Annotated in this window: 24 protein-coding genes; 3 read left to right on the plus strand and 21 right to left on the minus strand. The window is 72.2% G+C overall.

Going from position 1 to position 26,173, the window contains the following annotated elements:
• Positions 1–107: 107 nt before the first annotated feature.
• The 13 genes from C4J65_RS15025 to C4J65_RS15085 all read right to left on the minus strand — a co-directional run bounded on the left by C4J65_RS15025 (position 108) and on the right by C4J65_RS15085 (position 13,451).
• Positions 108–1,013: an alpha/beta hydrolase gene (locus C4J65_RS15025; RefSeq protein WP_115742867.1), complete on the minus strand. Its 906-nt coding sequence runs from the start codon at positions 1,011–1,013 to the stop codon at positions 108–110.
• 164 nt (positions 1,014–1,177) lie between these two features.
• Positions 1,178–2,398 carry a kynureninase gene (gene kynU / locus C4J65_RS15030; RefSeq protein ID WP_115742868.1) on the minus strand — a complete coding sequence of 407 codons (1,221 nt, stop codon included), beginning with the start codon at positions 2,396–2,398 and terminating at the stop codon, positions 1,178–1,180.
• Entirely contained in the window at positions 2,391–3,206 is an 816-nt protein-coding gene (locus C4J65_RS15035) for a tryptophan 2,3-dioxygenase family protein (protein ID WP_115742869.1), read from the minus strand. The genes kynU and C4J65_RS15035 overlap by 8 nt, the downstream gene beginning before the upstream one ends.
• A gap of 144 nt (positions 3,207–3,350) precedes the next feature.
• Positions 3,351–3,764 (minus strand): DUF3151 domain-containing protein, encoded by a 414-nt coding sequence (locus C4J65_RS15040; protein ID WP_115742870.1) that lies wholly within the window; start codon positions 3,762–3,764, stop codon positions 3,351–3,353.
• 139 nt (positions 3,765–3,903) lie between these two features.
• A complete protein-coding gene (locus tag C4J65_RS15045) occupies positions 3,904–5,373 on the minus strand; it encodes an MFS transporter (RefSeq protein ID WP_115742871.1) in 1,470 nt (489 codons plus the stop codon).
• An 81-nt stretch (positions 5,374–5,454) separates the two neighbouring features.
• Complete coding sequence (fbaA, locus tag C4J65_RS15050; protein ID WP_115742872.1) at positions 5,455–6,486, minus strand: class II fructose-bisphosphate aldolase; 1,032 nt, start codon at positions 6,484–6,486, stop codon at positions 5,455–5,457.
• Between the two features lie 163 nt (positions 6,487–6,649).
• Positions 6,650–7,198 (minus strand): orotate phosphoribosyltransferase, encoded by a 549-nt coding sequence (gene pyrE, locus C4J65_RS15055; protein WP_115742873.1) that lies wholly within the window; start codon positions 7,196–7,198, stop codon positions 6,650–6,652.
• Positions 7,199–7,208: 10 nt separating this feature from the next.
• A complete protein-coding gene (locus C4J65_RS15060; protein ID WP_115742874.1) occupies positions 7,209–7,997 on the minus strand; it encodes an aldose 1-epimerase in 789 nt (262 codons plus the stop codon).
• Between the two features lie 70 nt (positions 7,998–8,067).
• Positions 8,068–8,919 (minus strand): SRPBCC domain-containing protein, encoded by an 852-nt coding sequence (locus C4J65_RS15065; protein WP_162833191.1) that lies wholly within the window; start codon positions 8,917–8,919, stop codon positions 8,068–8,070.
• A 52-nt stretch (positions 8,920–8,971) separates the two neighbouring features.
• Positions 8,972–9,718, minus strand: a complete 747-nt coding sequence (locus tag C4J65_RS15070; RefSeq protein ID WP_115742876.1) for a response regulator transcription factor — start codon at positions 9,716–9,718, stop codon at positions 8,972–8,974.
• Positions 9,715–10,875, minus strand: coding sequence for a sensor histidine kinase (locus tag C4J65_RS15075; protein WP_162833192.1), 1,161 nt, complete (start codon positions 10,873–10,875; stop codon positions 9,715–9,717). Before C4J65_RS15075 ends, C4J65_RS15070 begins: the two co-directional genes overlap by 4 nt.
• Positions 10,876–11,134: 259 nt before the next feature.
• Entirely contained in the window at positions 11,135–12,793 is a 1,659-nt protein-coding gene (locus tag C4J65_RS15080; protein WP_115742878.1) for a polyamine aminopropyltransferase, read from the minus strand.
• A 121-nt stretch (positions 12,794–12,914) separates the two neighbouring features.
• Positions 12,915–13,451 carry a DUF2617 family protein gene (locus C4J65_RS15085; protein ID WP_162833193.1) on the minus strand — a complete coding sequence of 179 codons (537 nt, stop codon included), beginning with the start codon at positions 13,449–13,451 and terminating at the stop codon, positions 12,915–12,917.
• 884 nt (positions 13,452–14,335) lie between these two features.
• Here C4J65_RS15085 and C4J65_RS15095 point away from each other — a divergent pair.
• On the plus strand, positions 14,336–15,526 hold the full coding sequence (locus C4J65_RS15095; RefSeq protein ID WP_115746464.1) for a pyridoxal phosphate-dependent aminotransferase: 1,191 nt from the start codon (positions 14,336–14,338) through the stop codon (positions 15,524–15,526).
• Positions 15,527–15,608: 82 nt separating this feature from the next.
• Here the strand turns inward: C4J65_RS15095 and C4J65_RS15100 are convergent, their stop codons facing one another.
• From C4J65_RS15100 to C4J65_RS36070, 4 genes are all read right to left on the minus strand, one after another.
• Positions 15,609–16,145 carry a YbjN domain-containing protein gene (locus C4J65_RS15100; protein ID WP_003975279.1) on the minus strand — a complete coding sequence of 179 codons (537 nt, stop codon included), beginning with the start codon at positions 16,143–16,145 and terminating at the stop codon, positions 15,609–15,611.
• A gap of 312 nt (positions 16,146–16,457) precedes the next feature.
• The gene (gene clpB / locus C4J65_RS15105; protein WP_115742880.1) at positions 16,458–19,055 is read right to left on the minus strand and encodes an ATP-dependent chaperone ClpB; all 2,598 of its coding nucleotides are present in this window, start codon (positions 19,053–19,055) and stop codon (positions 16,458–16,460) included.
• Positions 19,056–19,337: 282 nt separating this feature from the next.
• Positions 19,338–19,673 (minus strand): hypothetical protein, encoded by a 336-nt coding sequence (locus C4J65_RS15110; protein ID WP_003975277.1) that lies wholly within the window; start codon positions 19,671–19,673, stop codon positions 19,338–19,340.
• 5 nt (positions 19,674–19,678) lie between these two features.
• Positions 19,679–19,867 carry a hypothetical protein gene (locus tag C4J65_RS36070; RefSeq protein WP_162832943.1) on the minus strand — a complete coding sequence of 63 codons (189 nt, stop codon included), beginning with the start codon at positions 19,865–19,867 and terminating at the stop codon, positions 19,679–19,681.
• 132 nt (positions 19,868–19,999) lie between these two features.
• Here C4J65_RS36070 and C4J65_RS15115 point away from each other — a divergent pair, with 132 nt between their 5' ends.
• A complete protein-coding gene (locus C4J65_RS15115) occupies positions 20,000–20,989 on the plus strand; it encodes a helix-turn-helix transcriptional regulator (RefSeq protein WP_115742881.1) in 990 nt (329 codons plus the stop codon).
• Positions 20,990–21,014: 25 nt separating this feature from the next.
• On the plus strand, positions 21,015–21,998 hold the full coding sequence (locus C4J65_RS15120) for a helix-turn-helix transcriptional regulator (RefSeq protein WP_115742882.1): 984 nt from the start codon (positions 21,015–21,017) through the stop codon (positions 21,996–21,998).
• On the opposite strand, the gene C4J65_RS15125 is transcribed toward C4J65_RS15120, so the two are convergent.
• From C4J65_RS15125 to dnaJ, 4 genes are all read right to left on the minus strand, one after another.
• Positions 21,961–22,998: a helix-turn-helix transcriptional regulator gene (locus C4J65_RS15125; RefSeq protein WP_162833195.1), complete on the minus strand. Its 1,038-nt coding sequence runs from the start codon at positions 22,996–22,998 to the stop codon at positions 21,961–21,963. The genes C4J65_RS15120 and C4J65_RS15125 overlap by 38 nt on opposite strands.
• A gap of 156 nt (positions 22,999–23,154) precedes the next feature.
• Positions 23,155–24,273: a substrate-binding domain-containing protein gene (locus tag C4J65_RS15130; RefSeq protein WP_115742884.1), complete on the minus strand. Its 1,119-nt coding sequence runs from the start codon at positions 24,271–24,273 to the stop codon at positions 23,155–23,157.
• A 204-nt stretch (positions 24,274–24,477) separates the two neighbouring features.
• Positions 24,478–24,933, minus strand: a complete 456-nt coding sequence (locus C4J65_RS15135) for a MerR family transcriptional regulator (protein ID WP_109029321.1) — start codon at positions 24,931–24,933, stop codon at positions 24,478–24,480.
• A gap of 5 nt (positions 24,934–24,938) precedes the next feature.
• Positions 24,939–26,141 carry a molecular chaperone DnaJ gene (dnaJ, locus tag C4J65_RS15140; RefSeq protein WP_115742885.1) on the minus strand — a complete coding sequence of 401 codons (1,203 nt, stop codon included), beginning with the start codon at positions 26,139–26,141 and terminating at the stop codon, positions 24,939–24,941.
• Positions 26,142–26,173 lie beyond the last annotated feature (32 nt).

Raw genomic sequence — 26,173 nt, forward strand, 5'->3', positions numbered from 1 at the left:
ATGGATCGGGCCGGGTAACCCGCGTCCCGCCAGGGAACTCACCTGCGGGGTAGCTCTGAGGTACTACGGGTACGACAGGTGTCGCCGGGCGTCGGCTCCCACCCCGTTCACCATGCCAACTGCGCGATCTCCTCCGCCACCACCGCACACGCGTCCGCCGCCGGGTCGATCAGCGGGTAGTGGCCGACGTCCTCCAGCAGCGTCACCCCCACCACCTCCCCGGCCTTCGCCGCCGCGTCCGCGTACGCCTCGGCGACCGCCTGCGGGACGTCCACGTCGGCGCGGCCCTGCACGAGGGTCGTCGCGATCCCGGTGGGCAGCAGCAGGGCGGGGTCCGCGTACGGGCGGCGCTCGGTGAACAGCTCGCCGTCGCCCAGCAGTTGCCGCGTCGCGCCACCGCACACGCCGAGCTCGTCGGCGACCTCGAAGTCGGCGATCGGCGCGAGCGCGACCACGCCGCGCAGAGGCGTCGGACGCTCGGTCCGCCACGGGGCGTCCGCGGGCAGCAGGTGCCGGGCGGCCGCCCACAGGGCGAGGTGGCCGCCGGCCGAGTGGCCGGTGAGCACCACGCGCCGCGCGTCCGCCCGCGGCAGGTGCCGCCGGACCAGCTCCGGCAGCGCGTCCAGCGCGGCGGCCACGTCGTCGAACGTGTCGGGCCAGCGCCCCGCGACGGGATCACCGCCCGAACCCGGCGCACCGGCTCCCTCCGCCCCGCGCCGGTACTCCACACTGGCCACGGCGAAGCCCCGGCGGGCCAGGAAGCCGGCGAACGGGCTGATGTGCCGCCGGTCGTACGGGGCGCGCCACGAGCCTCCGTGCAGGACCACCACCACGGGAGCGGCCTCGCCCGGGCCCGCGCCGCCGCGCGGCACGTAGAAGTCGATCACCTGGTCGGGGTGGTCGCCGTAACCGGCGGTGCTGTCGGGTTCGACCGCCGGGTGGGAGAGGGCCGATTTCTCCTCCGCGGCGTCCCTCGCGGCAGCGGTGCCCGGTTCTGCGGCGGCGTCCGGCATGGTCAACCTCTCAGCGACGGAACGGTGTTGGCGGACCGGAGGAAGGAAAGAATCGGCCGTTGGCCGGACGTTATCAGGCCGATGACGTGCGCGGACACGGGGATGTGACGCTGGGTGAGGACCGGACGGCGTGTCCGGTCCCCGCCCCCGTTCGACCGCGCGGCTCAGCCGGCCAGCGTCCGGGCCAGCACCCGCGCCGCCCGCTCCACGTCCGCGAAGCCGACGTACAGCGGGGTGAAGCCGAAGCGCAGCACGTCCGGAGCGCGGTAGTCCCCGACCACCCCGCGCTCGATCAGCCGCTTCATCACCTCGCCCGCACCCTCGCAGCGCAGCGCGACCTGGCTGCCCCGCTCGACGTGCGCCGCCGGGGTCACGGACTCCACGCGGCCGTCCGGGACGTACGCCCCGACACAGCGCAGGAAGAAGTCCGTCAGCGCCAGCGACTTGGCCCGCACCGCCGCCACCGAGACGCCGTCCTCGTCCCACACGTCCAGCGCCGCGTCCAGGGCGAGCAGGGAGAGGATGTCCGGCGTGCCGACCCTCCCGCGCACCGCGCCGGAGGCCGGGGCGTAGGCGGGCCGCATGCCGAACGGCTCGGCGTGCGAGTTCCAGCCGGGCAGCGGGGAGTCGAAGCGGGGCTGGAGGTCACGGCGCACGTACAGGTACGCGGGCGAGCCGGGGCCGCCGTTGAGGTATTTGTAGGTGCAGCCGACCGCCAGGTCCACGCCGTGCTCGTCGAGTCCGACCGGCAGCGCACCCGCGCTGTGGCACAGGTCCCAGACCGTGTACGCCCCCGCCGCGTGCGCCGCGGCCGTGAGCGCGGGCAGGTCGTGCAGCCGGCCCGATCGGTAGTCGACGTGGTTGAGCAGCACCGCGGCGGTGCGGTCGCCCAGGGCGCCGGGGACCTCGGCCGGGGCCACGGGCCGCAGGGCGCAGCCCGTCATCCGGGCCGCCGACTCGGCGATGTACCCGTCGGTGGGGAAGGTGGTGGCGTCGACCAGGATCTCGTCCCGGACCGGACCGGACCCGCCGCCCTCACCGCCTTCCTGCGCCATGCGCACCGCGGCGACCAGCGCCTTGAAGACGTTGACGCTGGTCGAGTCGCCGACCACGATCTGCCCGGCGGCCGCGCCGACCAGCGGGGCGATCCGGTCGCCGATCCGCTCGGGCGCGGTCCACCAGCCGCTCTCCTCCCAGGACCGGATGCGCAGCTCGCCCCACTGACGCCGTACGACGTCCGCCACGCGCGCGGGAACGTGCGCGGGGAGGGCGCCCAGCGAGTTGCCGTCGAGGTACGTCACGTCGTCCAGGACGAACTTCCCGCGCACCGCGGCCAGTGGGTCGGCGGCGTCCAGTTCCTCGGCGGTCCGTTGGAGTTCAGACATACGACCGCGCCGTCCACAGCTCGGGGAACACGTTGCCCCGGGCCCGCTTCTCCAGCCAGGCCACCCCGGCGGAGCCGCCCGTGCCGGTCTTGGAGCCCATCGCGCGCCGGGTGGCGACCAGGTGGTCGTTGCGCCAGCGCCACACCAGCTCCGCGACGTCGGTGAGGGCCTCGCCGAGGCGGGCCAGCTCGCCGTTCTGGTCGCCGGAGTAGACGGCCGTCCAGGCGGCCTCGACCTCGGGGGCGGCCTCGTACTTCCGGGTGAGGTCGCGCCGGAGCACGGCGTCCGGGATGTCGTACCCGTGCCGGGCGAGCAGCCGGACCACCTCGTCGTACAGGCTCGGCTCGTGCAGCGCCTTCTCCAGTTCCGCGTGGACGCGGGGGGCGCCGCGGTGCGGGACGAGCATGGACGCGGACTTGTCGCCGAGCAGGAACTCCAGGCGGCGGTACATCGCCGACTGGAAGCCGGAACCCTCGCCGAGGGCGGACCGGTAGGAGTTGAACTGGGCCGGGGTGAGCTGCCCCAGAGGTGTCCAGGAGGCGTTCAGCGCCTCCAGCTCCCGCACCGAACGCTTGAGCGCGTCGGTCGCCACCGGGATCCGGTCCTCGCGCAGGGCGCGGGCGGCGGTCTCCCATTCGTGGACGATGACGGTGAACCACAGCTCCATGACCTGGGTCGTGACCAGGAAGACCATCTCTCCGGGGTCGTCCGAGAGGGTGTGCTGGAGGTGGGTGAGCACGTCCGCCTTGACGTAGTCCTCGTACGGCGTGCTGCCCTCGAAGTCGAGATTCGGGGCGTCGTGGGACATCGCTGTCTCCTGATGTGCACGGGTAGCGGTCCGCCCTGCCGTTACCGGCACGGGGCCCCGGTCCCCAACGGCATCCTCCGCAATCGTCGCAGGAAACCGCAAGGCCCGCCCGCGGACGGCGGACGGGCCGGATACACGCAGGGGTCAGCCCAGCACCTCGGCCGCGCTCGGCGAGGAGTCCTTCAGGAACTGGCTGCAGCGCTCGTACTCCTCCTTCTCGTCGATCGCCTGGGCGGCGCGGGCGAGGGCGTGCAGGGCGCGCAGGAAGCCGCGGTTCGGCTCGTGCTCCCAGGGCACCGGGCCGTGCCCCTTCCAGCCGCTGCGGCGCAGGGCGTCGAGGCCGCGGTGGTAGCCCGTACGGGCGTACGCGTACGACTCCACGACGCTGCCCCGCTCGAACGCCTCGTCGGCCAGCCGGGCCCAGGCGAGCGAGGACGTCGGGTACTTCGCGGCGACGTCGGCGGGAGAGGTGCCGCCCGCCAGCAGCTCGCGCGGCCCGGGGTCGTCGGGGAGGTGGGTCGGGGGCGGTCCCCCGAGGAGGTTCTCGTGAATGGACATGGGACAAGTCTGCGGCATCGCCGGGGGCGGCCGGGCGGGGCGGGGTGCGTTGTCGGGTGCGGGTGCGCTGTGGTTGAGCGCGCGGTTCCCCGCGCCCCTTAGGCATGACCCGGGGGTCGGTCCGAGGTGGTGCCCTGCGTCACCCTTCCTGCGCGGTTCCCCGCGCCCCTTCCAGCGGCGGCGTCAGCACCGAGCCGTGGGTGCGGCACTCGGGGCGGGGGCAGTCCGGGGCCGGGCGGCGCACCGTGGTGAAGGCGATCACGGAGCCCGCCACCAGGACACCCGCGCAGATCAGCATCGCCGGTCCGAACGCGTCGTCGAACGCGTCGGCCGACCGGTACGCCTCCTCACCCATGCCGGTGAGCAGGGGCAGCGCGGCGACCGCGACGAGCCCCGCCGCACGGGCCGCCGCGTTGTTGATGCCGCTGGCCAGACCGGCGCGCGCGGTGTCCACGGCCGCCAGCACGCTCGCCGTCAGCGGGGCCACCAGCGTGACCATGCCGAGGCCGAGCACCAGCAGGGCGGGCAGCACGTCGGCGAGATACGAGGCGCCGGGGCCGACCCGCAGCATCAGAACCATCCCGGCCGCACAGAACAGGGGCCCCACGGTGAGCTGGAGGCGCGGGCCGAGGCGCTCGGCGAGCTCGCCGGAACGGGCGGAGAGCAGCAGCATCAGGACGGTGGTCGGCAGCAGCGCCGTACCGGCGGCCAGCGCGGACCAGCCGACGACGACCTGGAGCTGGAGCGCGGCGAGGAAGAAGAAGCCGCCGAAGGCCGCGTACACGCACAGGGTGACCAGGTTGACCGCCGTGAACTGGCGGGAGGAGAAGACGCCGAGCGGCATCATCGGATCCTTGCCGCGCCGCTCGACGAGGACGAAGGCCACGGCGGCCACCGCCCCGGCCACCGCGCTGAGCGCCACCGCCCAGGACGCCGTACGGGCCTCGATCAGCGCGTAGGTGAGCAGCGCGAGGGCCGCCGCGCACAGGGCGGCGCCGAGCACGTCGAAGCGGGCGGTGTGGGCGCGCTCGTCCGAGGACTCGGGGACGTGCCGCAGCGCGATGGGGGCGCACAGCAGTGCCAGCGGGACGTTGAGGAGGAAGACCCAGCGCCAGCCCGCGCCGTCCACCAGCCAGCCCCCGAGGAACGGCCCGATCGCCGCGCCGACGCCCCCGAACCCGGACCACAGCCCCACCGCACGGCCCCGGTCGTCGGCGTGGAAGGAGGCCTGGATCAGGGCGAGGGAGCCGGGGGTGAGCAGCGCCCCGCCGACGCCTTGGAGGGCACGGGCGGCGATCAGCACGCCGGCGTTCGGCGCGAGGCCGCACAGCAGGGAGGCGGCGGCGAACCACAGCACGCCGAGGACGAAGATCCGGCGGCGGCCGAACCGGTCGCCGAGGGCGCCGCCGAGGAGGATCAGGCCGGCCAGCGTGACCATGTACGCGTTGACGGTCCACTGGAGGGCGGCCAGGTCCGCGCCGAGGTCGCGCCCGATGTGGGGCAGCGCGACGTTGACGACGGTCGAGTCCAGCAGGGCCATGCTGGAGCCGAGGACGGTGGTCAGCAGGATCCACTTGCCCTGCGGTGAGGACAGCCGGACATCGGGCATGGTCCAGATATACACCCAGCTGTGCGGCGAGCCCGGCGCGAAGGGCGCCGGGCTCGTGCGTACGGTCGTGTCGACCGGGTGTTACTTGATCTTCTGGCCCGCCGAGCGCAGGTGCCCGCAGGCCTCCACGACGCGCGCGGCCATGCCGGCCTCGGCCAGCTTGCCCCACGTGCGCGGGTCGTACGTCTTCTTGTTGCCGACCTCGCCGTCGACCTTCAGGACGCCGTCGTAGTTGCGGAACACGTGGTCGACGACCGGACGCGTGAAGGCGTACTGGGTGTCCGTGTCGATGTTCATCTTGACCACGCCGTTCTCCAGCGCGGTGGCGATCTCCTCGGCGGTGGAGCCGGAGCCGCCGTGGAAGACGAAGTCGAACGGCTTGCTGCCGGCCGGCCGGCCGTACTTCGACGCGATGCCCTCGTTCAGCTCCTTGAGCAGCTCGGGGCGGAGCACGACGTTGCCCGGCTTGTAGACGCCGTGCACGTTGCCGAAGGACGCGGCGAGCAGGTAGCGGCCCTTCTCGCCCAGGCCCAGGGCCTCGACGGTGCGGACCGCGTCGTCGACCGTGGTGTACAGGGAGTCGTTGATCTCGTGGGAGACGCCGTCCTCCTCGCCGCCGGTCGGGGTGATCTCGACCTCGAGGATGATCTTGGCGGCGCGGGCGCGCTCCAGCAGCTCGGTGGCGATGGCGAGGTTGTCGGCCAGGGTCTCGGCGGAGCCGTCCCACATGTGCGACTGGAAGAGCGGGTTGCGGCCGGCCTTCACGCGCTCCTCGGAGACCGCCAGCAGCGGGCGGACGTACCCGTCGAGCTTGTCCTTGGGGCAGTGGTCCGTGTGCAGGGCGACGGTGACGTCGTACTTCTCGGCGACGATGTGCGCGAACTCGGCGAGGGCGACGGCGCCGGTCACCATGTCCTTGTTGTGCTGGCCGCCCAGGAACTCGGCGCCGCCGGTGGAGATCTGGACGATGCCGTCGCTCTCCGCCTCCGCGAAACCGCGCAGGGCGGCGTGCAGCGTCTGGGAAGAGGTCACGTTGATGGCGGGGTAGGCGAACTTTCCTGCCTTCGCCCGGTCCAGCATCTCGTTGTAGACCTCGGGAGTTGCGATGGGCATCTGTCCGCTCCTTGTTTACGCGGGTGGGCGTGTTGTTGCTTATGGCCCTGACCTAGGACTGGGGGGCGACGTCATCGTCGGCCCCATCCTTCCAGACGGACCGGGAATACCCGAGTGGACCCCGGCCCCGTCTCGGCCCCTGGTACCCCTGGTACCCCTGGTATCAGTCCAGGCCCAGCTCGTCCTTGTCGTACGCGTACAGGTACGGCACTCCCGCGCCGTCCTGGATCTTCTCGGCGGCGCCCGTCGCCCGGTCGACGATCGTCGCGACGGCGACCACCTCGGCGCCGGCCTCGCGCACGGCCTCGACGGCGGTGAGCGGGGAGCCGCCGGTGGTGGAGGTGTCCTCCACGACCACGACGCGGCGGCCCCTGATCTCCGGGCCCTCGACGCGGCGCTGCAGCCCGTGCGCCTTGGCGGTCTTGCGGACGACGAACGCGTCCAGCCTGCGGCCGCGCGCGGCGGCGGCGTGCAGCATGCTCGCGGCGACCGGGTCGGCGCCCATGGTGAGCCCGCCCACCGCGTCGAACTCCAGGTCGGCGGTCAGGTCGAGCAGCACCTGACCGACCAGCGGCGCGGCCTCGCCGTCCAGGGTGATGCGGCGCAGGTCGACGTAGTAGTCGGCCTCCAGACCCGAGGAGAGGGTGACCTTGCCGTGCACCACGGCCTTGTCCTTGATCTGCTGCAGCAGCTCGCCACGTACGTCCGTCATGTACGCCAGCTTAAAGGCGGCGCCAGGCCCAGGTCGTCGTGGCCTCCAGCGGCTCCAGGGGCGTGACCAGGCGGGGGAGGGTGTTCAGGCCGTTGGGCGGGCCGGTCTGCGGCTCCACGCAGACGGCGGCCTCCTGCTCGTCGTACACCACGGCCCACTGCTCCCGGCTGGTCACCTTCAGCTCCAGCCGCCCCGGCCAGGTCAGGGTGACGTCGACGCCGTCCGGCATGCCGAAGCAGTCGTCCCAGGGGCCGGGCTTCGGCTCGACGCGGTTGCCGGTGGGGAGGTGGTCGTCGCCGCGCTCCTCCTGCCATGCGGGGTCGAAGGCGATCCCGACGTCCGCACCGTCGAGGGTGCGGTTGAACCAGGGGTGCCAGCCGATCTGCGCCGGGAAGGACGACTCGTACGTCTCCACGGCCATCGACAGCGTGAGCCCGTCCTCGGCGAGCGCGATCACCTGGGTGACGCGGCCGGGGTAGGGCCAGGGATCGACGAGGTCGTACGTGATGACGGCCTCGTCGGCGGTGACGCGGGCGGTGCGCCAGGCGGCGTCGCGGGCAGTGCCGTGGATGGCGTGCGGCGGGGAGTTCAGCGGCATCTGGTGGACCACGGCGCCGTCGCTGAAGCGGCCGTCGCGGATGCGTCCGCACCAGGGGACCATCGGGAAGCAGCCGTAGCGCTCGCCCTGGCGGAGCAGTTCGGTGCCGCCGACGCGGAGTCCGCCGATCCGGCCGCCGTTGCCCGGCAGCACGGTCGCCTCCGCGTCGCCCGCGGTCAGCGTGATGGGTTCGTTACTCACGCCATGACCCTACTGGGGCGATCAAGGGGGCCCCACCCGGCGGTGGGCTCCGCGGCGGGTCCGGCGGTGGTCAGCGGCGTCTGCGCAGTGCGCGGCCCACCACGATCGCCGACGCCACGACCAGCGCCGCCGCGGGGGCGGCCCAGCGCAGGGGGGCGCCGACCGTGCTCGCATGGGGCGCGGGCACGGGGGCGTACCGGCCGCGCGGCGGGGCGTGGTCCACCTCCTCGGCGCTGCGGCCGATCATCGTGCGGCGCGCGTGCGCGGCCTCCGCGGGCGGTGGGGCGGGTTCGGCGGGCGGTGGGGCGGCCGGCTCGTCGTCCGTGCGCCCGACGCCCTCCGCGTCCCCTTTCGCGTCCCCTTCCGCTTCCGCCTTCTCGCCCGCCTGCGCGTCCGCGTCCTCGTCGCCGCCCATGAGGGAGGACGGGGGGACCTCGGTGTCGAATACGGAGGTGGGGCGCGGTTCGGGGTGCGGGCTCGGCTCCGGTGCGGGGGGCTCCTGCGCCGCCGTGCCCAGGTTCTCGGCGAACCGGGCCAGCAGCCGTGTCGTGGCCGCCGCCACCGAGTCCGGCGGCAGCTCCTTGACCCGCCCGTCCGCGGTGGCCGTCCCGGTGAACGTGAGGGTGGTGCCGCCCTCGGCGTCGTCCGCGCGCAGCGTCAGCGCGAGCGCGACCGCGCCGGTGCCGCGCGACTCGGTGGCGTCGCCCTCGACGGCGTACGTGCCGTCCGCGCGCGCGGACAGGCGCAGGGAGCCGCGGTAGGTGATGGAGTGACTGCCGATGCGTACCTTCAGCCGGCCCGCGACGGGCTCGGCCCCGGCATCCTGCTGGAGCCCCGGAACCGCCCGGGCGACCCGGACGGGGTCGGCCAGCACGTCCCTGAGCCGCTCGGCCGGAACCGGAACGAACACCTCATGCTCCATGTCACGGCACCCTACCCAGCGGGGGCCCGCCGCACCCCCCGTCGGCACAAAGTCACCCGGTGCCCGCGCTCCCCGGCGTCACCAGTCCCGTCTCGTACGCCACGACCACCGCCTGGGCCCTGCTGGTCAGGCCCAGCTTGGTCATGGTGCGGTTGAGGTGGGTCTTCACGGTGGCCTCGCTGATGAACAGCCGGTCGGCGGCCTCGGCGTTGCTCAGACCGCGGGCGACCAGTTGCAGGACCTCGGCCTCGCGGCCGGTCAGCGTCGTCAGCGCGGGCGGTGGCGGACCGGCGTCCGGCGGGTCCGCGCGGCCCGTGTCCGTCATCCGCGTGAACGCCTCCACCAGGCGCCGGGTGACCACGGGAGCGAACAGCGCGTCGCCGCCGTGCACCGCGGTGACCGCGGCCAGCAGCCGTTCGGGGCCCGCGTCCTTGAGCAGGAAGCCGGACGCGCCGGCCCGCAGGGCGCCGTACACGTACTCGTCGAGGTCGAAGGTGGTCAGGACGAGGATGCGGGGCGCCGGGTCCACCGCCTCGGCGAGGATCCGCTCGGTGGCCTGGATGCCGGTGAGGCCGGGCATGCGGATGTCCATCAGGATCACGTCCGGCCGGGTCCGCGCGGCCAGCTCCACCGCCTCGGCGCCGTCGGCCGCCTCGCCGACGACCTCCATGCCGGGGGCGGCGCGCAGCAGCGTGGCGAGGCCGCTGCGGACGAGGTACTGGTCGTCGACGACGAGCAGGCGGATCGGCCCGGCGGCGTCGTGGTGCGGCCCGTCCGTCGGGCGGTCTGCGTCGGTCATTCCCGCACGGAGTCTCCCCGGCGTGCGACTTGTACCGGCGTCGGAAGGGTCAGGCGCACGCCGAATCCACCCTCGCTGCGCGGGCCGACGGCGATCGTCCCGCCGTAGAGCTTGGCCCTCTCCCGCATCCCGATCAAGCCGTGGCCGCCCCGTTCGGCAGGTGTGTCCGGATCCGGTCCCCCGGCCGGTCCGTCGTCGGTCACCGAGACGGTCACCTCGCCCGCGCGGTAGGCGAGTTCGACGGCGGCGTCGGCGCCGGGCGCGTGCTTGAGGACGTTGGTGAGGGCCTCCTGCACCACCCGGTAGACGCACAGCTGAACGCCTGGCGGCAGGGGGCGCGGGGTGCCGGTGACACGCAGCCGAACGCCCACGCCGCCGGTGCGCACCCGGGTGACCATCTCGTCGAGCTGGTCGAGGCCGGGAGCGGGGGCGCCGTCCGCGCCCTGCACGCCGTCGGCGCGCAACAGGCCGAGCATGCGGCGCAGTTCGGCCAGTGCCTCGCCGCTGGCGCCCTCGATGGTGTCCAGGGCGTCGCGCGCCGTGCGGGCGTCGGACCGGAAGACGAAGCGGGCCAGTCCGGCCTGGACGTTGATGACGGCGATGTGGTGGGCGACCACGTCGTGCAGCTCGCGGGCGATCCGCACGCGTTCCTCGGCGACCTCGCGCCGGGCCCGGTCGGCCTGTTCGGCGCGCAGCCGCAGCGTCAGCTCGCCGGTCCGGCGGGCCACGTACCCGAACCGCCACAGCACCAGCGGGAAGCCCACGGCCTGTCCCGCGACCGAGGCCATGGCCCCGGAGTCGCTGTGCAGCCCGGCGTAGATCCACACTCCGGCGAGCAGGGCGGCGCAGGCGGCGGCGGCGCGGGTGGGGCGCTGGGCGGCGACGGTGTAGACGGCGAGCATGGGGCCGAAGGATCCGACCACGGGCCAGTAGTCGAGGGTGACGTAGAGCGCCCAGCAGGCGTGGACGGCGAGGCAGACGGTGACGGGGGCGCGGGTGCGCAGGACGAGGGGGAGGGTGAGCAGGGCGACGAGCGTCCAGGCGAGCGGATCGAGCGCGGGCCACCCCTGGGCGACGGCCTCGGTGCCGAGCAGAACGGCCACGGTCGTCAGCGCCGCGGCGATCAAACCGTCGGCCGCCAGGGGGTGCAGGCGCATTCCCGCAGCGTAGGTCCGCCGCCCGGCGTCGGCGTCATCCTTCCGCGGTACCGCGGAAGTTGCAGGAACCGGACGACTACCGCGCCGGGTTGGCTCCGGTCTCCACCCACCGCCGGATTCCGGGACGCGCGGGGCGGCCGTAGATTCTCGGTGCGAGCGATCCACCGGGGGGTGTGGCGGTCCGTCCCGCACCTGGGGAGGGACGGGCCGCCGCACGGGGACGCGGTGGATCGCGGTCACGGCACCCGTGCGGGCGGGCTCAGAACCGCGGATGCACGAGTGTGGAGGGCGGCAGCCCGGCCGTCCGGGTGCGGGCCGCGTCGCGGGCGCCCCGGGCCAGGGAGTCCGGCGTGAGGCTGCGCGGGCGTGGTGCCGCCGGGTCCAGACGCAGGGCGGGGGCCGTGCGCGCGGCCAGCAGGAAGCCCCAGCCGCGGAGCGCGGGAGGCTCCGCGGCCGCGCGTCGGGGGCCGGGCCCGGAGCCGGAGCCGGCGTCGCGTGCGCCGACGCGGTAGGCGACGGCGGGCAGGCCCGCCGCGCGAAGGGTGGCGTCCACGGTCCAGAAGGCCCGGGGGTGTGCGTCGACCGGGCCCGCGTGGACCGCCAGCCGCCCGTCGGGCGCGAGCACCCGCCGCAGCAGTCCGTAGAACTCCTGGGAGTACAGCTTCGTACTGGCCGTGACGCCCGGGTCGGGCAGGTCCGAGATCACCACGTCGTACGTCGCGGAGGGCGTCGCGCGCAGCCGGTGGAAGGCGTCGCCCGCGAGGACGTGGACGCGCGCGTCGCCGTAGGCGTGCTCGTTGAGGGTGGACAGACCGGGGTCGTGCCGGGCCAGCCGGGCGAGGCCGGGGTCGGCTTCGAGGACGTCGACGCAGCGCACGCCGGGGTGGCGCAGCACCTCCCGCGCGGCCAGGCCGTCGCCTCCGCCGAGGATCAGCACGCGCGCGTGCGGGCCGCTCATGGCGGGGTGTACCAGCGCCTCGTGGTAGCCCCGCCCGTCGCTGCCGCGCACCCGCAGCCGCCCGTCGAGGAACAGGTCGAGGGGCCGGCCGTCGGTGTCGCCGGTGAGGACGATCTCCTGCACGTCGGTCCGGACGGCCACGCGGACGTCCTGGCCGTACACGGCGTGCCGGGCGGCGCGTTCGAAGTCGTCGGCGAGGACGGTCGCGGTGGCGAGGAGGGCGAGGACGACCGCGTTGGCGATCAGCAGCAGCCAGCGCGCCCGGCGGGTCAGGTCGCGCCGGAACAGCCCGAGGACCAGGGCGGCGCCGACGACCGCGTTGACGGTGCCGGTGAGCAGCGCGCCGGTGAGCTGGCCGAGGTGGGGCAGCAGGACGAAGGGGAAGGCGAGGCCGCCGACGAGCGCGCCGACGTAGTCCGCGGCGAACAGGTCGGCGACGGCACCGCCCGGGTCCTGCCGGCGCACCCGCTGGATCAGCTCCATGAGCAGCGGCACCTCGGCGCCGATCAGCACGCCGATGGCGAGGGAGAAGGCGACCAGCAGGACGCGCGGGCCGTCGGCCCACAGCCCACCCCAGCCGCCGGTCCAGGCGAAGACCGCGTACAGCAGCATGGCGCTGGAGCCGCCGACCAGGGCGAGCGCGGCCTCGAGCGCGCCGAAGCCGGCCGCCGCCAGGCCGCGCAGCCGTTTGGCGGCGAGCGAGCCGAGGCCCATGGCGAAGACCATGACGGACAGGACGACGGACGCCTGGGTGACCGAGTCGCCGATCAGGTACGAGGCCAGCGCGACGAGTTCGAGTTCGTACACGAGCCCGCAGGCCGCGCACACGAACACGCCCGCCAGCACCAGGAACCGCCCGACGGCCGGCCGGACCGGCAGCCGCGCGGGCGCTTCCGGGCCGCAGGGGCCGCCCCAGGACGGCGGAGAGCCGGGCGGGGCGGGCGCGTGCGGTTCGATCACGCAGTGACGTTACGTCACACCGGCACTGCGCTTCGTCACCCACACGTGTGAAACTCAAGGCCGGTCGGGCACCGCAGGTTTATTCGGTCCCCACCCGCTCGCGCCCGCCGGTGCCGCCCGCTCACACCGGGGTCGGACTGAGCCCGGCCGTCGGCACCCGCACGCCCACCCGCGTACGGGTCGCGACCAACTGGCCGTCCTGCGGATAGGCGTGCCAGGTCCGCCAGTGCACCTGCCCCTCGTGCCGCTGGGCCAGCAGCGCGGTGAAGGCGTGCGGGCTGCCGGGAAAGACACCGGCCAGGCCGTGCGGGTGGTCGGAGACCAGGGCCAGCAGTTCCTGGGCGCGGCCGGCGAAGGAGCCCGGCGTCAGCACCTCGACGCGGGCGGCGAACTCGTACTCCCAGTCGCCCACCCGCTTGGCGACGCCCAGCGGGAGGGGGGTGCTGCTGCCGGGGATGCACGCCACCGTCTCCGAGCAGCTGCCCCGCTCCTCCTCGAGCAGGACTTGGTGGGAGGCGCCGAGCAGCCTCAGCTGCAGACGGGCGTCGGTCAGTTCGACGTCGAGACAGGCGAGCGCGGGCAGCGGCTCGCGGCCCAGGGCCCAGGCCAGGTCGGCGGCGCGGGTGTCGGTGTAGGCGGTATTCAGGGTCGTGAGCATGGATCGGCTCCGCAAGCACACAAGGAGAGGAAGGTGTGGGGCCTGCGCATCCGTGGCACTGCCGGGGATGCGGCCCGCTCAGCCCAGTCGGCCGGTCAGGAGGGGGGTCAACAGGTCGTCCGAGGAGCTGCGTTGGTGAGGGAGAGCGAATCATGAACGATGGGGCCGCCACAGCGTTTTTACCCAACTTCGTGACGTTTCCATCCCTCAGGGGGCTCCACAGCTCAACTGTTCAACCACGGCGCACACCCCGCCCGTACGGAGTGCGCCGGGCGTGGGAGCGCCCACCGGGCGTGTGGCCCGGCGGGCGCTCTTCGTGGGGACGCGGGGCCCGGTCCCAGGAACGGGCCCCTTGCAGGGGATGCGGTTCCCCCTGACCAAAGGCTCAGCTGCCCCGTGTCAGCCGCCGCCTCCGCCGCATCCGCCGCCCCCTCCCCCGCAGGACGACCCGCCTCCGCAGGACGAGCCGCCACCGCAGGAGTGGCCCGAGTGGTGGCCGCCGGAGGACGAACCGCCCCCGTCACCGGCCCACCAGCTGTTGCTGCTGCCGCCGCTGCCACTGCCGCCGCCCGAGCCGGACCAGGGCCTGCCCCGCCCGGCGCGGGAGGCGCGCCGGCTCACCGAGATTCCCCTGATCAACAGGGCTGCGACCAAGACCAGAACAATGCCTGTGACCATGGCTCCACCCTCCTTCCGTTCCCGGGCTCGCGCCCGGAAGTCCCCCGAAGCAGTCCCCCGTCGGACGCCTCGCTGCGTGTCGATTACCTGTCGCCTGCCTGTGGATCGCGCCGTGAAGCTCACCGGCGTGAACGGGAGATGCCCCTCGCCGCCACGCCCCAAAGCAGAGTTGAGGAAGTCCAGAGCTTCGGCGCAGGATGACCGGCATGACCTCGATGAGCTCCAGCGCCCGTCCCCTCCTGAACCGCCGGCTCGCGGAGTTCGGGACGACGATCTTCGCCGAGATGTCCGCCCTGGCGGCGCGGACCGGGGCGATCAACCTCGGCCAGGGCTTCCCCGACACCGACGGCCCCGAGGAGGTCCGGGAGGCCGCGGTGCGGGCGCTGCGCGACGGGCGCGGCAACCAGTACCCGCCGGGCCCCGGAGTCCCCGAGCTGCGCGCCGCCGTCGCCGATCACCAGCAGCGCCGCTACGGCCTGTCCTACGACCCCGACACCGAGGTCCTGGTCACCGCCGGCGCCACGGAGGCCATCGCGGCCGCCCTGCTGGCCCTGCTGGAGCCCGGCGACGAGGTCGTCGCGCTGGAGCCGTACTACGACTCGTACGCGGCGTGCATCGCGATGGCGGGCGGCACGCGCGTGCCGGTGACCCTGCGGCCGCACGAGGGCGCGTTCCGCCTGGACCTGGACGAGCTGCGCGACGCGGTCACCGACCGCACCCGCCTGCTGCTGCTGAACACCCCGCACAACCCGACGGGCACGGTCCTCACCCGCGACGAGCTGGCCGCGATCGCCGAGCTGGCGGTGGAGCGGGACCTGCTGGTGGTGACCGACGAGGTCTACGAGCACCTGGTCTTCGACACCGCCGAGCACATCCCGCTGGCGTCCTTCCCGGGAATGCGGGAGCGCACGGTGACCATCGGGTCGGCCGGCAAGACGTTCTCGTTCACCGGCTGGAAGGTCGGCTGGGTCACCGCCGCGCCCGCCCTGCTCACGGCGGTCCGCTCGGCCAAGCAGTACCTGACGTACGTGGCCTCGGGACCCTTCCAGTACGCGGTCGCCGAGGCGCTCGCGCTGCCGGAGTCGTACTTCACGGCCTACCGGCGGGACATGGAGGCGAAGCGGGACCTGCTGGCGGCGGGACTGGCCGAGGCCGGCTTCGGCGTGTACCGCCCCGCCGGGACGTACTTCGTCACCACCGACATCCGCCCGCTCGGCGAGCGCGACGGCTTCGCCTTCTGCCGCTCCCTGCCCGAGCGCGCGGGCGTCGTCGCCGTCCCCAACGCGGTCTTCTACGACCACCGCGAGGAGGGCGCGCCCTTCGTGCGGTTCGCGTTCTGCAAACGGACCCCGGTGCTGGAGGAGGCGGTGCGGCGGCTGAAGACGCTCTCGGCGTGAGCCGCGCGGGAAGCAGAAGGCCCGGCACCCGCTGCCGATGCAGCGAGGGCCGGGCTCTCCGGCGTGGTGCCGTGAGGGCGGACTACTCGCCGTCCTCGTCGGTCGGCTTCTCCGACTCGTTGACGTCCTGCTCCAGGCCGAGCTGCTCCACGAGCCACCGGTCGAACTCGATGGCGGCCCGCACCCAGCTGACCGTCGAGGAGACGAAGTGCTCCAGGCTGACGCCCATGCCGATCAGCATCTGCGCCTCGCCGATCAGGCGGACCGTGCCGTCGTCGTGGGTGTGGGAGTACACCTTGGGCCACAGGGTGCGCCGGTTCCAGTCGTCGACCGACTCGAGCAGCTGCGGCTTCTCGTCGATCTGGTGGGACCGGTCGTAGAACGTCCGCACCGAGAAGACCTGCTGGTCACCCTCGCCGCGGAACATGAAGTACGTACGGAACTGCTCCCACGGCGCCGCGAGGTCGCCCTCGTCGTCGACGACGTACTTCAGCTCCATCTGTTCGAGGAGCTGCTTCACAAGATCCTGATCCGGGACGACGGGGCCCGCCGGTCCTTGGGGCTGCGGCTCGGGCTGCTTGCCCCCGAAGTTCGGAATCGAAGACGGGTCGATAGACATTCTGGGACACTCCTGCGGTCGTCTGGCTCGTCCGGCCATAGCTGAGGCCAGACGTACGGACCACCCTCTCTCGCCTGGGCGGTGCCCGGCAACCTGCCTGGCCGGGCGTCGGCCGCGTGGCCGGATCAGCGCGAGTACCAGAACCCCGGTCCCATCCCCTTGGTTCGCCGCAGATGTGTGAAATATCGGCGGGCCTCCTCCTCGAGAGGGTCGATCCCGACGACCTCCTCAGCCTCTCTCGAAGGACTCACGCCGCTCACCGCGGTCCTGGAGGACCACTCCAGGACCGCGGTGGGGAGGACCTTGCGCTCTCTACAGCGTCTTGCCGCTCGCCGGGCCCACGATCAGGTTGTCGCCGAAGCGGTCCACGCGGACCGTGTCGCCGTCCTTGATCTCGCCGGAGAGGATCTCCCGGGCGAGCCGGTCGCCGATCGCGGTCTGCACGAGGCGGCGCAGCGGGCGGGCGCCGTAGGCCGGATCGTTGCCCTCCTCGGCCAGCCAGGCGAGGGCCTCGTCGGTGACCTCCAGGGCGAGGCGGCGTTCGGCGAGCCGACGGGCCAGGCCGTTGATCTGGAGCCGCGCGATCCGGCTCAGCTCCTCCTTGCTGAGGGCCGAGAAGACCACCAGGTCGTCGAGCCGGTTGAGGAACTCCGGCTTGAAGGAGGACCGGACCACCTCCAGGACCTGCTGCTTCTTCTCCGCCTCGCCGGTCGTCGGGTCGACCAGGTACTGGCTGCCCAGGTTGGAGGTGAGCACCAGGATGGTGTTGCGGAAGTCGACGGTGCGGCCCTGGCCGTCGGTGAGGCGGCCGTCGTCCAGCACCTGGAGCAGGATGTCGAAGACCTCGGGGTGCGCCTTCTCCACCTCGTCGAGCAGGACGACGGTGTACGGCCGCCGCCGCACGGCCTCGGTGAGCTGGCCGCCCTCCTCGTACCCGACGTATCCGGGCGGCGCGCCGACCAGCCGGGCGACGCTGTGCTTCTCGCTGTACTCGGACATGTCGATGCGGACCATGGCCCGCTCGTCGTCGAAGAGGAAGTCGGCGAGCGCCTTGGCCAGCTCGGTCTTGCCCACGCCGGTGGGGCCCAGGAAGAGGAAGGAACCGGTCGGGCGGTCCGGGTCGGCGATCCCGGCCCGGCTGCGCCGTACGGCGTCGGAGACGGCCCGCACGGCCTCGGTCTGCCCGATCAGCCGCTTGCCCAGCTCGTCCTCCATGCGCAGCAGCTTCTGCGTCTCGCCCTCCAGGAGGCGCCCGGCGGGGATGCCGGTCCAGGAGGCGACGACGTCGGCGATGTCGTCGGCGCCGACCTCCTCCTTGACCATGGTGTCCCGGGCGACCTCCTCCTCGGCCTCGGAGGCGGCCTCCAGGTCCCGTTCCAGGGTGGGGATCTCGCCGTACAGCAGCTTGCTGGCGGTGTCGAAGTCGCCGTCGCGCTGGGCGCGTTCGGCCTGCCCGCGCAGTTCGTCGAGCTTCTCCTTCAGCTCGCCGACCCGGTTGAGGGACTGCTTCTCCTTCTCCCAGCGGGCGGTGAGGCCGCGCAGTTCCTCCTCCTTGTCGGCGAGGTCGCGCCGCAGCCGCTCCAGGCGCTCCAGGGAGGCGGCGTCGGTCTCCTTGCCGATCGCCAGCTCCTCCATCTTCAGCCGGTCGACGGAGCGCTGGAGTTCGTCGATCTCGACGGGCGAGGAGTCGATCTCCATGCGCAGCCGGGAGGCGGCCTCGTCGACCAGGTCGATGGCCTTGTCGGGCAGGAAGCGGGAGGTGATGTACCGGTCGGAGAGGGTGGCGGCGGCCACCAGGGCGCTGTCGGCGATCTGCACCTTGTGGTGGGCCTCGTAGCGGCCCTTGAGCCCGCGCAGGATGGCGATGGAGTCCTCGACGGTCGGCTCGGCGACCAGCACCTGCTGGAAGCGGCGCTCCAGGGCGGGGTCCTTCTCGATCCGCTCCCGGTACTCGTCGAGCGTGGTCGCGCCGACCATGCGCAGCTCGCCGCGCGCGAGCATGGGCTTGAGCATGTTCCCGGCGTCCATGGCGGAGTCCCCGCCGGCGCCGGCGCCCACGACGGTGTGCAGCTCGTCGATGAAGGTGACGACCTGCCCGTCGGAGTCCTTGATCTCGGCGAGCACAGTCTTCAGCCGCTCCTCGAACTCACCGCGGTACTTCGCCCCGGCGACCATGGCGCCGAGGTCCAGCGCCACCAGCCGCTTGTCCTTCAGCGACTCGGGCACGTCCCCCTTGACGATCCGCTGGGCGAGTCCTTCGACGACGGCGGTCTTGCCGACGCCGGGCTCGCCGATGAGGACGGGGTTGTTCTTGGTCCGCCGGCTGAGCACCTGGACCACCCGCCGGATCTCCTGGTCCCGCCCGATGACGGGGTCCAGCTTGCCGTCCCGTGCGGCGGCGGTGAGGTCGGTACCGAACTTCTCCAGGGCCTTGTACTGGCCCTCGGGGTCGGCGGTGGTCACGCGACGCCCTCCCCTCGCCTTGCGGAAGGCCTCCTGCAGCTTCTTCGCACTGGCTCCCTGCCCCTCCAGTACCCCACCGGCCGCGCCGCCCTTCGCGGCGATGCCGAGGAGCAGGTGCTCGGTGGAGAGGTACTCGTCCCCGAGCTCCTTGGCGCGTGCCTGGGCGTCGGCGACCACGGCGAGCATCTCACGGCTGGGTTGCGGGGGTGCGACGGTGGACCCGGTCACGCTGGGCAGCCCGGCGACGATGCGCTCGGCGCCGGTGCGTACGGCGGCGAGGTCGGCCTCGACGGCGACGAGCAGGTCGGTGATGTTCTCGTTGTCCTGTCCCTGGAGCAGGGCCAGGAGCAGGTGGGCGGGGGTGAGGTCGGCGTTTCCCTCGGTCACGGCCCGGTTGCTGGCCGCGTTGATCGCGTCCCGGCTCCGGTTGGTCAGCTCGGCGTCCACGTTCTGGCTCTCCTCCTCGCGTCAGTGCTGACTCGTCCAGCGTACACAAAGTTGAGTCGATTCCACTCAATGTGGAGGCGCACGTCCTCCCTGGGAGACGCCAGGGTGGTCGCACGAGGGGGCGGGGCCATGTCGCACGAGTGCCTTTTCGGCCAGCCGTGGAACCGGCCACTGTCGCGAGATGTCCGCACATGCGACAGCGGCGTCACCGTGTTCAGGTCACGGTGACGCCGCTGCCGGGGGGAAGCACCTGAGCGATTGTGTTACGACGGGGGAATCGCGTCAGGCACTGCGGGGGGTGGCCGAGATGGTCCTCACTTCGGGGATCTCCGGCTGTTCGAGCCGGTGGTCCCGCTGGTCCAGGTTCACAAAAATCATTCCGTACCGGATGGCGCACCGTACGGGCTGCGGCGCCCCCCGAGGCCGCCGCAGACACCGGTACGCGCGCACGTCGCCGTCCTCGTCCAGCGTGACGACGACCGGCTCGCCGAAGACGGTCACCATCAGGGAGTCACCGGCGTGCGGGATCGCGGTGACCAGGTCGATGAAGTGCCAGCCGGAGCGGTAGGCGGTGGCCATTTCACGACGGAAGGAGCGGTCGTCGGGTGGTGTCGTCATGTCGATCAGTCCCACTTGCTGTCCGCCGGGAGACTGACCGCCTCGTCGCCGACCACGACGGCGTGCGCAATCTCAACCCCAACAGTCGCACCGTGCGCGTCGCTCTCCGCACCGGAGAGGCCAGCCAGAACCCCGAAGGCCACAACGGCGGAGACGGCGACAACAAGCACCGAGCGAAGCATTTTCTTACGCATAGTCGGCTTCGTCCTCACTTGAAGATCCCCTCTATCCCCCGTCGAGTACGACGATGGCTCATTCAGGCACGTCATGGCCACACAATCGGTGCATCATGTTCCTGCACGTTCAGGACCCTGGGGGGTGGAGATTTGATATCAAATGGGACTAACGCGACACATCCCCATGCGGTTACCGAGCTCTGTGAGGACGGAAGGCGTCTCTATGCGGGCGCTTTGCGAACAGGACGCATATTGCGGACGGACGCCGAGTCGGCTCCGTGTCTGGTGGAGTTCGCGCTGCTTCATCCCGATCCCGACGACGCACAATGGTTGCGTCCTGTGCCTGCGGTGATCGCCCTGGCCCAGCGGCTCAACCCCATCGAGCGCGACATCGCCGAGCAGCGACGGCGCTCCATCGCACTCTCCGAAGTCTTCGAACCGTTCATGGCTCTCGGTGCCCAGGACACCGCCCCCACTCACTCCATCAGCGTGCTGGAGGGCCTGGACCGCATCAACGCGGCTCTCGACCTGGCCACGGCCCAATGCCAGACCGAGATGCTCACCGTTCAACCGAGTGGCAGCGTTCGCAGCGCCGAGAACCGCCTCCTGGAAGCGTTGGAGCGCGACAAGCCGCTGATCGAGAGGGGAGTGCGCATCCGCACCCTCTACCAGCACACCGCGCGGTACAACCCCGAACGACTCGCCTACGTAGACCAGTTCGCAAACGGCAAGGTCGAGTACCGCACCATCGACGAACTCGTCGAGCGGCTCATCATCTGTGACGAGGCTGTCGCTTTCATCCCCATCCGTGACGACCGGCAGGTCGCCCTGGAGCTGCGTCACCCGGGACTGGTGCGCTACCTCATCAAGGTGTTCGAGTTCATGTGGGGCCGCGCGGTGCCGTTGTCCGCCGGCGCCCCCTACGAAACCGCCTCCGACGGCATCACCGGCATCCAGCACTCCATCGCCAAGCTGCTCGTCGAGGGCCACGTCGACGAGGCCATCGCCCGGCGCCTGGGCATGAACGTCCGGACCTGCCGGGCCCACATAGCCAAGCTGGCGTCCGCTCTGGGCAGCGGCAGTCGCGCCCAACTCGGCTTCCTCATAGCCCAGTCCGGGATCCTGGAGAAGGAACACTGACGCCAACCGACGAAGAGAGCCACCCATGACCCCAGAGGTGCATCACCACGGAACGGAGGAGCTGTGTGATGCGGGCCTGGAGATCTACGCCCGTGCACTGCGGGAGGGTCACCTTCCCAGCGCCGCGGTGGCGGCGGCACCCTGCCTGATCGACCACGGCGTCCTCCACCCCGCAGTCGACGACCTGGACCGCCTGGAGCCCGTGCCGCCCACCGTGATGCTGCAACGCCTGCTCCGGTCCTCGGAGGACCGCATCGCCGGCGAACGCCGCCGTGGGCAACGCCTCGCGGACGTCTTCGAACCTCTCATACGGCTCGGGGGGCCGACCCCGTCAGGCGATGAAGCCTCTTCCCTGCGGCTCCTCCACGGCAAGGAGCGAACCGGCCGGGCCATCACCGAAGCCATGGCCGAGGGCAGGGAACAGCTCCTGGCGATCCAACCGCACGACGGTCTCGTCGCTCCCCCCTTCCACTACCACGAAGCAGCCCTGGAGAGGGACCAGGCCTTCCTCGACCGCGGTGGCCGCGTCCGCGCCCTGTACCAGCACACCGTCCGCCACGCTCCACTGATCATCGGACGGTACGAGCGCCTGACCGGCGACGTGGAGGCGCGGTCCCTCAACGAGGTGACCGACCGCCTCATCATCGTCGACCGCACCGTCGCCTTCATCCCCGCCAGCGCCGACCGCTCCCTCGCTCTCGAGGTCCGCCACCCCGCCCTCATCGCCTACTTCGTCAACACCTTCGACCGGCTGTGGCACCTCGCCACCCCCATGCACCCCCAGGCCGTCCAGCAGCCCACTCTCAACGGCATCACCGCCCGCCAACGCGCCATAGCCGCCCTGCTCATCGAGGGCCACACGGACACCGACATCGCCGACCGCCTCGGCATGAACGTCCGTACCGCCCGCGTCCACATCGCCAAACTCGCCGCCACCCTCGGCAGCGAGAGCCGGGCTCAGCTCGGGTATCTCATCGGGCGGTCGGGGATTCTCGACCGGGAAGGATGACCGGGGCCGGAGCGCTGCGCGGGGAGCCGTCCAGGCCGGCCTGGGCTATGCGGACGCCCAACTGCGTGCGGCTGGCCGCGCCCAGGGTCTCCGAGAGCCGGGCGATGTGCGCCCGGGCCGTACGGACGCTGATGCCGAGGCGTTCCGCGATCACCGCGTCCTGGTGGCCCTCGGCGAGGAGCGCCGCGATGGACTGCTCGCGGTGGGAGATGCCCTCGATGCCGGTGTCGGGGAGGGGCACGGTCAGGGGGATGGCGAGGCGCCAGAGGCGTTCGAAGACCGTGACCAGGTAGGAGATCAGGGCGGGGTGGCGCAGCTCCAGTGCCATCGTGCGGTCGGTGTTGGCGGGGATGAAGGCGACGGTGCGGTCGAAGAGGATGAGGCGGTCGATGACCTCGTCCAGGGTGCGGGCCTCCACCGCGTCGCCCATGAGTTCGAGGTAGTTGAGCAGGCCCTGCCCGTGCCGGGCCACGTGCGTGTACAGGTCCCGCATCCGCACCCCGCGCCCGCGCAGCGCCAGCGCCCGGTGCAGGCCCTCGGACAGTTCGTGCTCGCGCCGGATGCCGCCGGGCTGGACGGTGAGCACCTCCGTCGTACAGGCCTGCGTCGCCTCGTCCATCGCGGCCTGGATGCGGGACAGCCCGTCGAGGACCCGGATTGCCGTGCTCTCCGTGCCGGCCGGGGTCTGGAGCAGCCGGCCGAGGCCCGCGTACCACTCGAAGGCCTCCACGGCCGAGCCCACCCGCCGCTGACTGGCGCTGACCTCGTCGTGGACCCCGCGCAGCAGCCGCGTCATGACCTCCTGCGGGGAGGTCGGCACCAGCCAGTCCATGTCGTCGGGATCGGGGTGCAGCAAAGCCAGTTCCAGGAGGCAGGGCACCGGCTCGGCGTCCTGGCGCGGCACCCGGCCGCGTCGGACGGCCCGGGAGTACACGCGGTCCCCGGCCGCGCACAGCCGGTCGGCCCCGTGGGGGTGCTCCTGAGCCCCGTGCCCGGCCATCACCCATCCCACCCCCGGTTCCGGCTCTTCCGCAGCGCAACTATGCGCGGCCGGGACCGGCTCCGCAACAAGGCTCCGCTGCGAACGGAGGCCGAAAAGAGCCGGTTGCGGACGGAACACCCGGTCCCAGGGGAACCGGGAGGGCACCCGGGCTGTCTACTTCAGACCGAGCTCCGCGCAGGCGTCCGCGTACTTGGCCGTGCAGATGTCGGTGACCTTGTAGAAGTCGTCCGCGATGACCGTCTCCTCGATGTTCGCCTTGGTGAGGGCGACGACGGGGACGAGCTGGGCGGGGACGCCCTTGTGGGTGGGGCTGTCGACCTTGTCGCGGGCGAGCGCGTCGAACTGGATGTCCCGGCCCTGGACCCGTGCCACGGCCATCTCCGCGGCGTTCTCGGCCTCCTGCGGGTAGGACTTGTACACGCTCATGTACTGCTCGCCGGTGACGATCCGCTGGACCGCGGCGAGTTCCGCGTCCTGGCCGGTGATCGGCGGCAGGTCGGTGACGCCCGCGTCCTCCAGGGCCTTGATGATGCCGCCCGCCATGCCGTCGTTGGCGGAGTAGACGCCCGCGATGTTCTTCTTGCCGATCTTCTCGATCGCCTCGGCCATGTTCGCCTCGGCGTTCTCCGGCTTCCAGTCCTTGGTGTCGAAGGACTGGGCGATCGTCACCTTGCCGTTCAGCTCGGACAGCGCGCCCGCCTTGAACTGCTTGGCGTTCGGGTCGATGGACGAGCCGTTCATCATGACGATCTTCTCGGAGCTCTCCGGGTCGCCGCCGAGCGCCTCGATGAGCGAGCGGCCCTGGACCTCGCCGACCAGCTCGTTGTCGAAGGAGATGTAGGCGTCGATCGGGCCCTCGGCCAGCCGGTCGTAGGCGATGACGGGGATACCGGCGTCCTTGGCCTTCTGCACGCCGTCCGCGATGGCGTGCGCGTCGACCGCGTCCAGCACGATCACGTCGACCTTGTCCTCGATCATCTGCTGCATCTGGTCGGCCTGCTTGGTGGCGCTGGCCTCGGCGTTGGCGTACTTGACGATGCCCTCGTCACGGGTCAGCTCGCCGACCTTCTTCTTGAAGAAGGGGTAGTCGAACTGCTCGTAGCGCGTGTTCTCCTTCTCCGGCAGCAGCAGCCCGACCAGGAGGTCGTTGCCCTTGGTCGGGCTGGCGTCGTCGCTGCTCTCCGACGCGCCCAGCATGCCGCAGGAGGCGAGCGAGAAGGTCATCAGGGACGCGGCCACGGATATGGCTGTTCGACGGGCACGGCTGCTCACTGCGCTAGACCTTCCGACACACGGGCGTAGTTGGTATCCAGGTGACCCAGGTGACCCCGGTGAAGAGAGCCAACGCTGTCTTCACCAAATCGTCAAGAAGTACTAGACCAATGAGACAGCACCGTTGTGAACCGGCCCCGGAGGACGCGGTGGTCCTCCGGGGCCGATGATGCCGTTTTCCCTTGTGCCGTCTGCCGGTCCGGCTCAGTCCGAGGACTGGCCGCGGCGCCCCGGACGCCAGACCACCAGGGCGCTGGTCTGCTGTACCTCTTGGTAAGGGACCAGGTCACGGCGGTACGACGCGTGTACTGCGGCCTCGCGCTGGCGCATCGCCGTGGCCGCTCCGTCGAGGGCGGCGGCCAGCTCGGCCGCGCGGGCCTGGAGCTCGGCGACCTGGTTCTCCAGTTCGATGATGCGCTTGATTCCGGCCAGGTTGATGCCCTCGTCCTGCGACAACTGCTGCACCTGACGGAGCAGTTCGATGTCGCGGGCCGAGTAGCGCCGGCCGCGGCCGGCGGTGCGGTCCGGGGAGACCAGGCCGAGACGGTCGTACTGGCGCAGCGTCTGCGGGTGCAGGCCGGAGAGCTGGGCCGCCACCGAGATGACGTAGACCGGGGTGTCCTCGGTCAGTTCGTACGGGTTGCGTCGACGACCGTCCATTCCCGTCAAGCTCCCTTCGCGGCCTGGAACAACTCCGCCCGCGGATCCTCGTCCGCGGTCGCCTCGCGATACGCCTCGAGCGCGTCACGAGCCTTCCCCGTCAGGTCCTTCGGAACACTCACCTCCACGGTGACCAGGAGGTCGCCGCGGGTGCCGTCCTTGCGGACCGCGCCCTTGCCCCGGGCCCGCATGGTGCGGCCGTTGGGCGTGCCCGCCGGCAGCTTCAGCGTGACGGACGGACCGCCCAGGGTCGGGACCCGGACCTCGCCGCCGAGGGCCGCCTCGGCGTAGGTGACCGGGACGGTGACGGTGAGGTTGTCGCCCCTGCGGCCGAAGACGGGGTGCTCCTTGACGTGCACGACCACGTACAGGTCGCCCGCCGGACCGCCCCGCTCGCCCGGCGTGCCCTTGCCGCGCAGCCGGATGCGCTGCCCGTCCGAGACCCCGGCGGGGATACGGACCTGCATCGTCCGCGAGGACTTGGCGCGTCCGGAGCCCTTGCAGACCTCGCAGGGGTCCTCGGCGATCAGACCGCGGCCCTTGCAGTCCGGGCACGGGTCGGTGAGGGAGAAGCCGCCGCCCGAGCCCCGGGCGACCTGGCCGGTGCCGACGCAGGTCGGGCACACGCGCGGGGTGCCGTTCTTGTCGCCGGTGCCGGAACAGGCCTTGCAGGGCGCCTGCGAGGACATCCTGAGCGGCACGGTCGCGCCCTCGATGGCCTCGGTGAAGCTCAGGGTGACCTCGGACTCGATGTCCTGCCCGCGCCGCGGCTGCGTGCGCGTGCCGGTGCCCGGTCCGCCGCCGGTGCGGTTGAACAGGCCGCCGAAGACGTCCCCGAGGCCGCCGCCGAAACCGCCGCCGGCGCCGCCCTGGCCTCCCCCGCCCTGGGCGCCGCCTCCGAAGAGGTCGCCCAGGTCGAAGTTGAAGGTGCCGCCGCCGCCCGCGCCCGGCCCCGGACGGAAGCCGCCGTTGCCGAAGAGCGCGCGGGCCTCGTCGTACTCCTTGCGCTTCTTGGGGTCACCGAGGATGTCGTTGGCCTCGGAGATCTCCTTGAAGCGCTCCTCCGCCTTGACGTTTCCCTTGTTGGCGTCCGGGTGGTTCTCGCGGGCGAGCTTCCGGTACGCCTTCTTGATCTCGGCCTCGGTGGCGTCCTTGGGGACGCCGAGAACCTTGTAGTAGTCCTTCTCGATGAAGTCCTTCGTGCTCATCCCCGACGTCCCTCCTCTCGCGCCCTGTGCGT

The sequence above is a fragment of the Streptomyces sp. CB09001 genome (assembly GCF_003369795.1).
In the GTDB taxonomy this organism is placed as follows: domain Bacteria; phylum Actinomycetota; class Actinomycetes; order Streptomycetales; family Streptomycetaceae; genus Streptomyces.

Bases quoted from the DNA above. Each gene is read 5' to 3' on its own strand.
- C4J65_RS15125 (WP_162833195.1), bottom strand. From the start codon at position 22,998: ATGGCCGGGCACGGGGCTCAGGAGCACCCCCACGGGGCCGACCGGCTG.
- C4J65_RS15085 (WP_162833193.1), bottom strand. From the start codon at position 13,451: ATGCTCACGACCCTGAATACCGCCTACACCGACACCCGCGCCGCCGAC.
- C4J65_RS36070 (WP_162832943.1), bottom strand. From the start codon at position 19,867: ATGCGTAAGAAAATGCTTCGCTCGGTGCTTGTTGTCGCCGTCTCCGCC.
- C4J65_RS15135 (WP_109029321.1), bottom strand. From the start codon at position 24,933: ATGGACGGTCGTCGACGCAACCCGTACGAACTGACCGAGGACACCCCG.
- fbaA (WP_115742872.1), bottom strand. From the start codon at position 6,486: ATGCCCATCGCAACTCCCGAGGTCTACAACGAGATGCTGGACCGGGCG.
- C4J65_RS15110 (WP_003975277.1), bottom strand. From the start codon at position 19,673: ATGACGACACCACCCGACGACCGCTCCTTCCGTCGTGAAATGGCCACC.
- C4J65_RS15075 (WP_162833192.1), bottom strand. From the start codon at position 10,875: ATGCGCCTGCACCCCCTGGCGGCCGACGGTTTGATCGCCGCGGCGCTG.
- dnaJ (WP_115742885.1), bottom strand. From the start codon at position 26,141: ATGAGCACGAAGGACTTCATCGAGAAGGACTACTACAAGGTTCTCGGC.
- kynU (WP_115742868.1), bottom strand. From the start codon at position 2,398: ATGTCTGAACTCCAACGGACCGCCGAGGAACTGGACGCCGCCGACCCA.
- C4J65_RS15120 (WP_115742882.1), top strand. From the start codon at position 21,015: ATGACCCCAGAGGTGCATCACCACGGAACGGAGGAGCTGTGTGATGCG.
- C4J65_RS15025 (WP_115742867.1), bottom strand. From the start codon at position 1,013: ATGCCGGACGCCGCCGCAGAACCGGGCACCGCTGCCGCGAGGGACGCC.
- C4J65_RS15095 (WP_115746464.1), top strand. From the start codon at position 14,336: ATGACCTCGATGAGCTCCAGCGCCCGTCCCCTCCTGAACCGCCGGCTC.
- C4J65_RS15070 (WP_115742876.1), bottom strand. From the start codon at position 9,718: ATGACCGACGCAGACCGCCCGACGGACGGGCCGCACCACGACGCCGCC.
- pyrE (WP_115742873.1), bottom strand. From the start codon at position 7,198: ATGACGGACGTACGTGGCGAGCTGCTGCAGCAGATCAAGGACAAGGCC.
- C4J65_RS15045 (WP_115742871.1), bottom strand. From the start codon at position 5,373: ATGCCCGATGTCCGGCTGTCCTCACCGCAGGGCAAGTGGATCCTGCTG.
- C4J65_RS15100 (WP_003975279.1), bottom strand. From the start codon at position 16,145: ATGTCTATCGACCCGTCTTCGATTCCGAACTTCGGGGGCAAGCAGCCC.
- C4J65_RS15035 (WP_115742869.1), bottom strand. From the start codon at position 3,206: ATGTCCCACGACGCCCCGAATCTCGACTTCGAGGGCAGCACGCCGTAC.
- C4J65_RS15065 (WP_162833191.1), bottom strand. From the start codon at position 8,919: ATGGAGCATGAGGTGTTCGTTCCGGTTCCGGCCGAGCGGCTCAGGGAC.
- C4J65_RS15040 (WP_115742870.1), bottom strand. From the start codon at position 3,764: ATGTCCATTCACGAGAACCTCCTCGGGGGACCGCCCCCGACCCACCTC.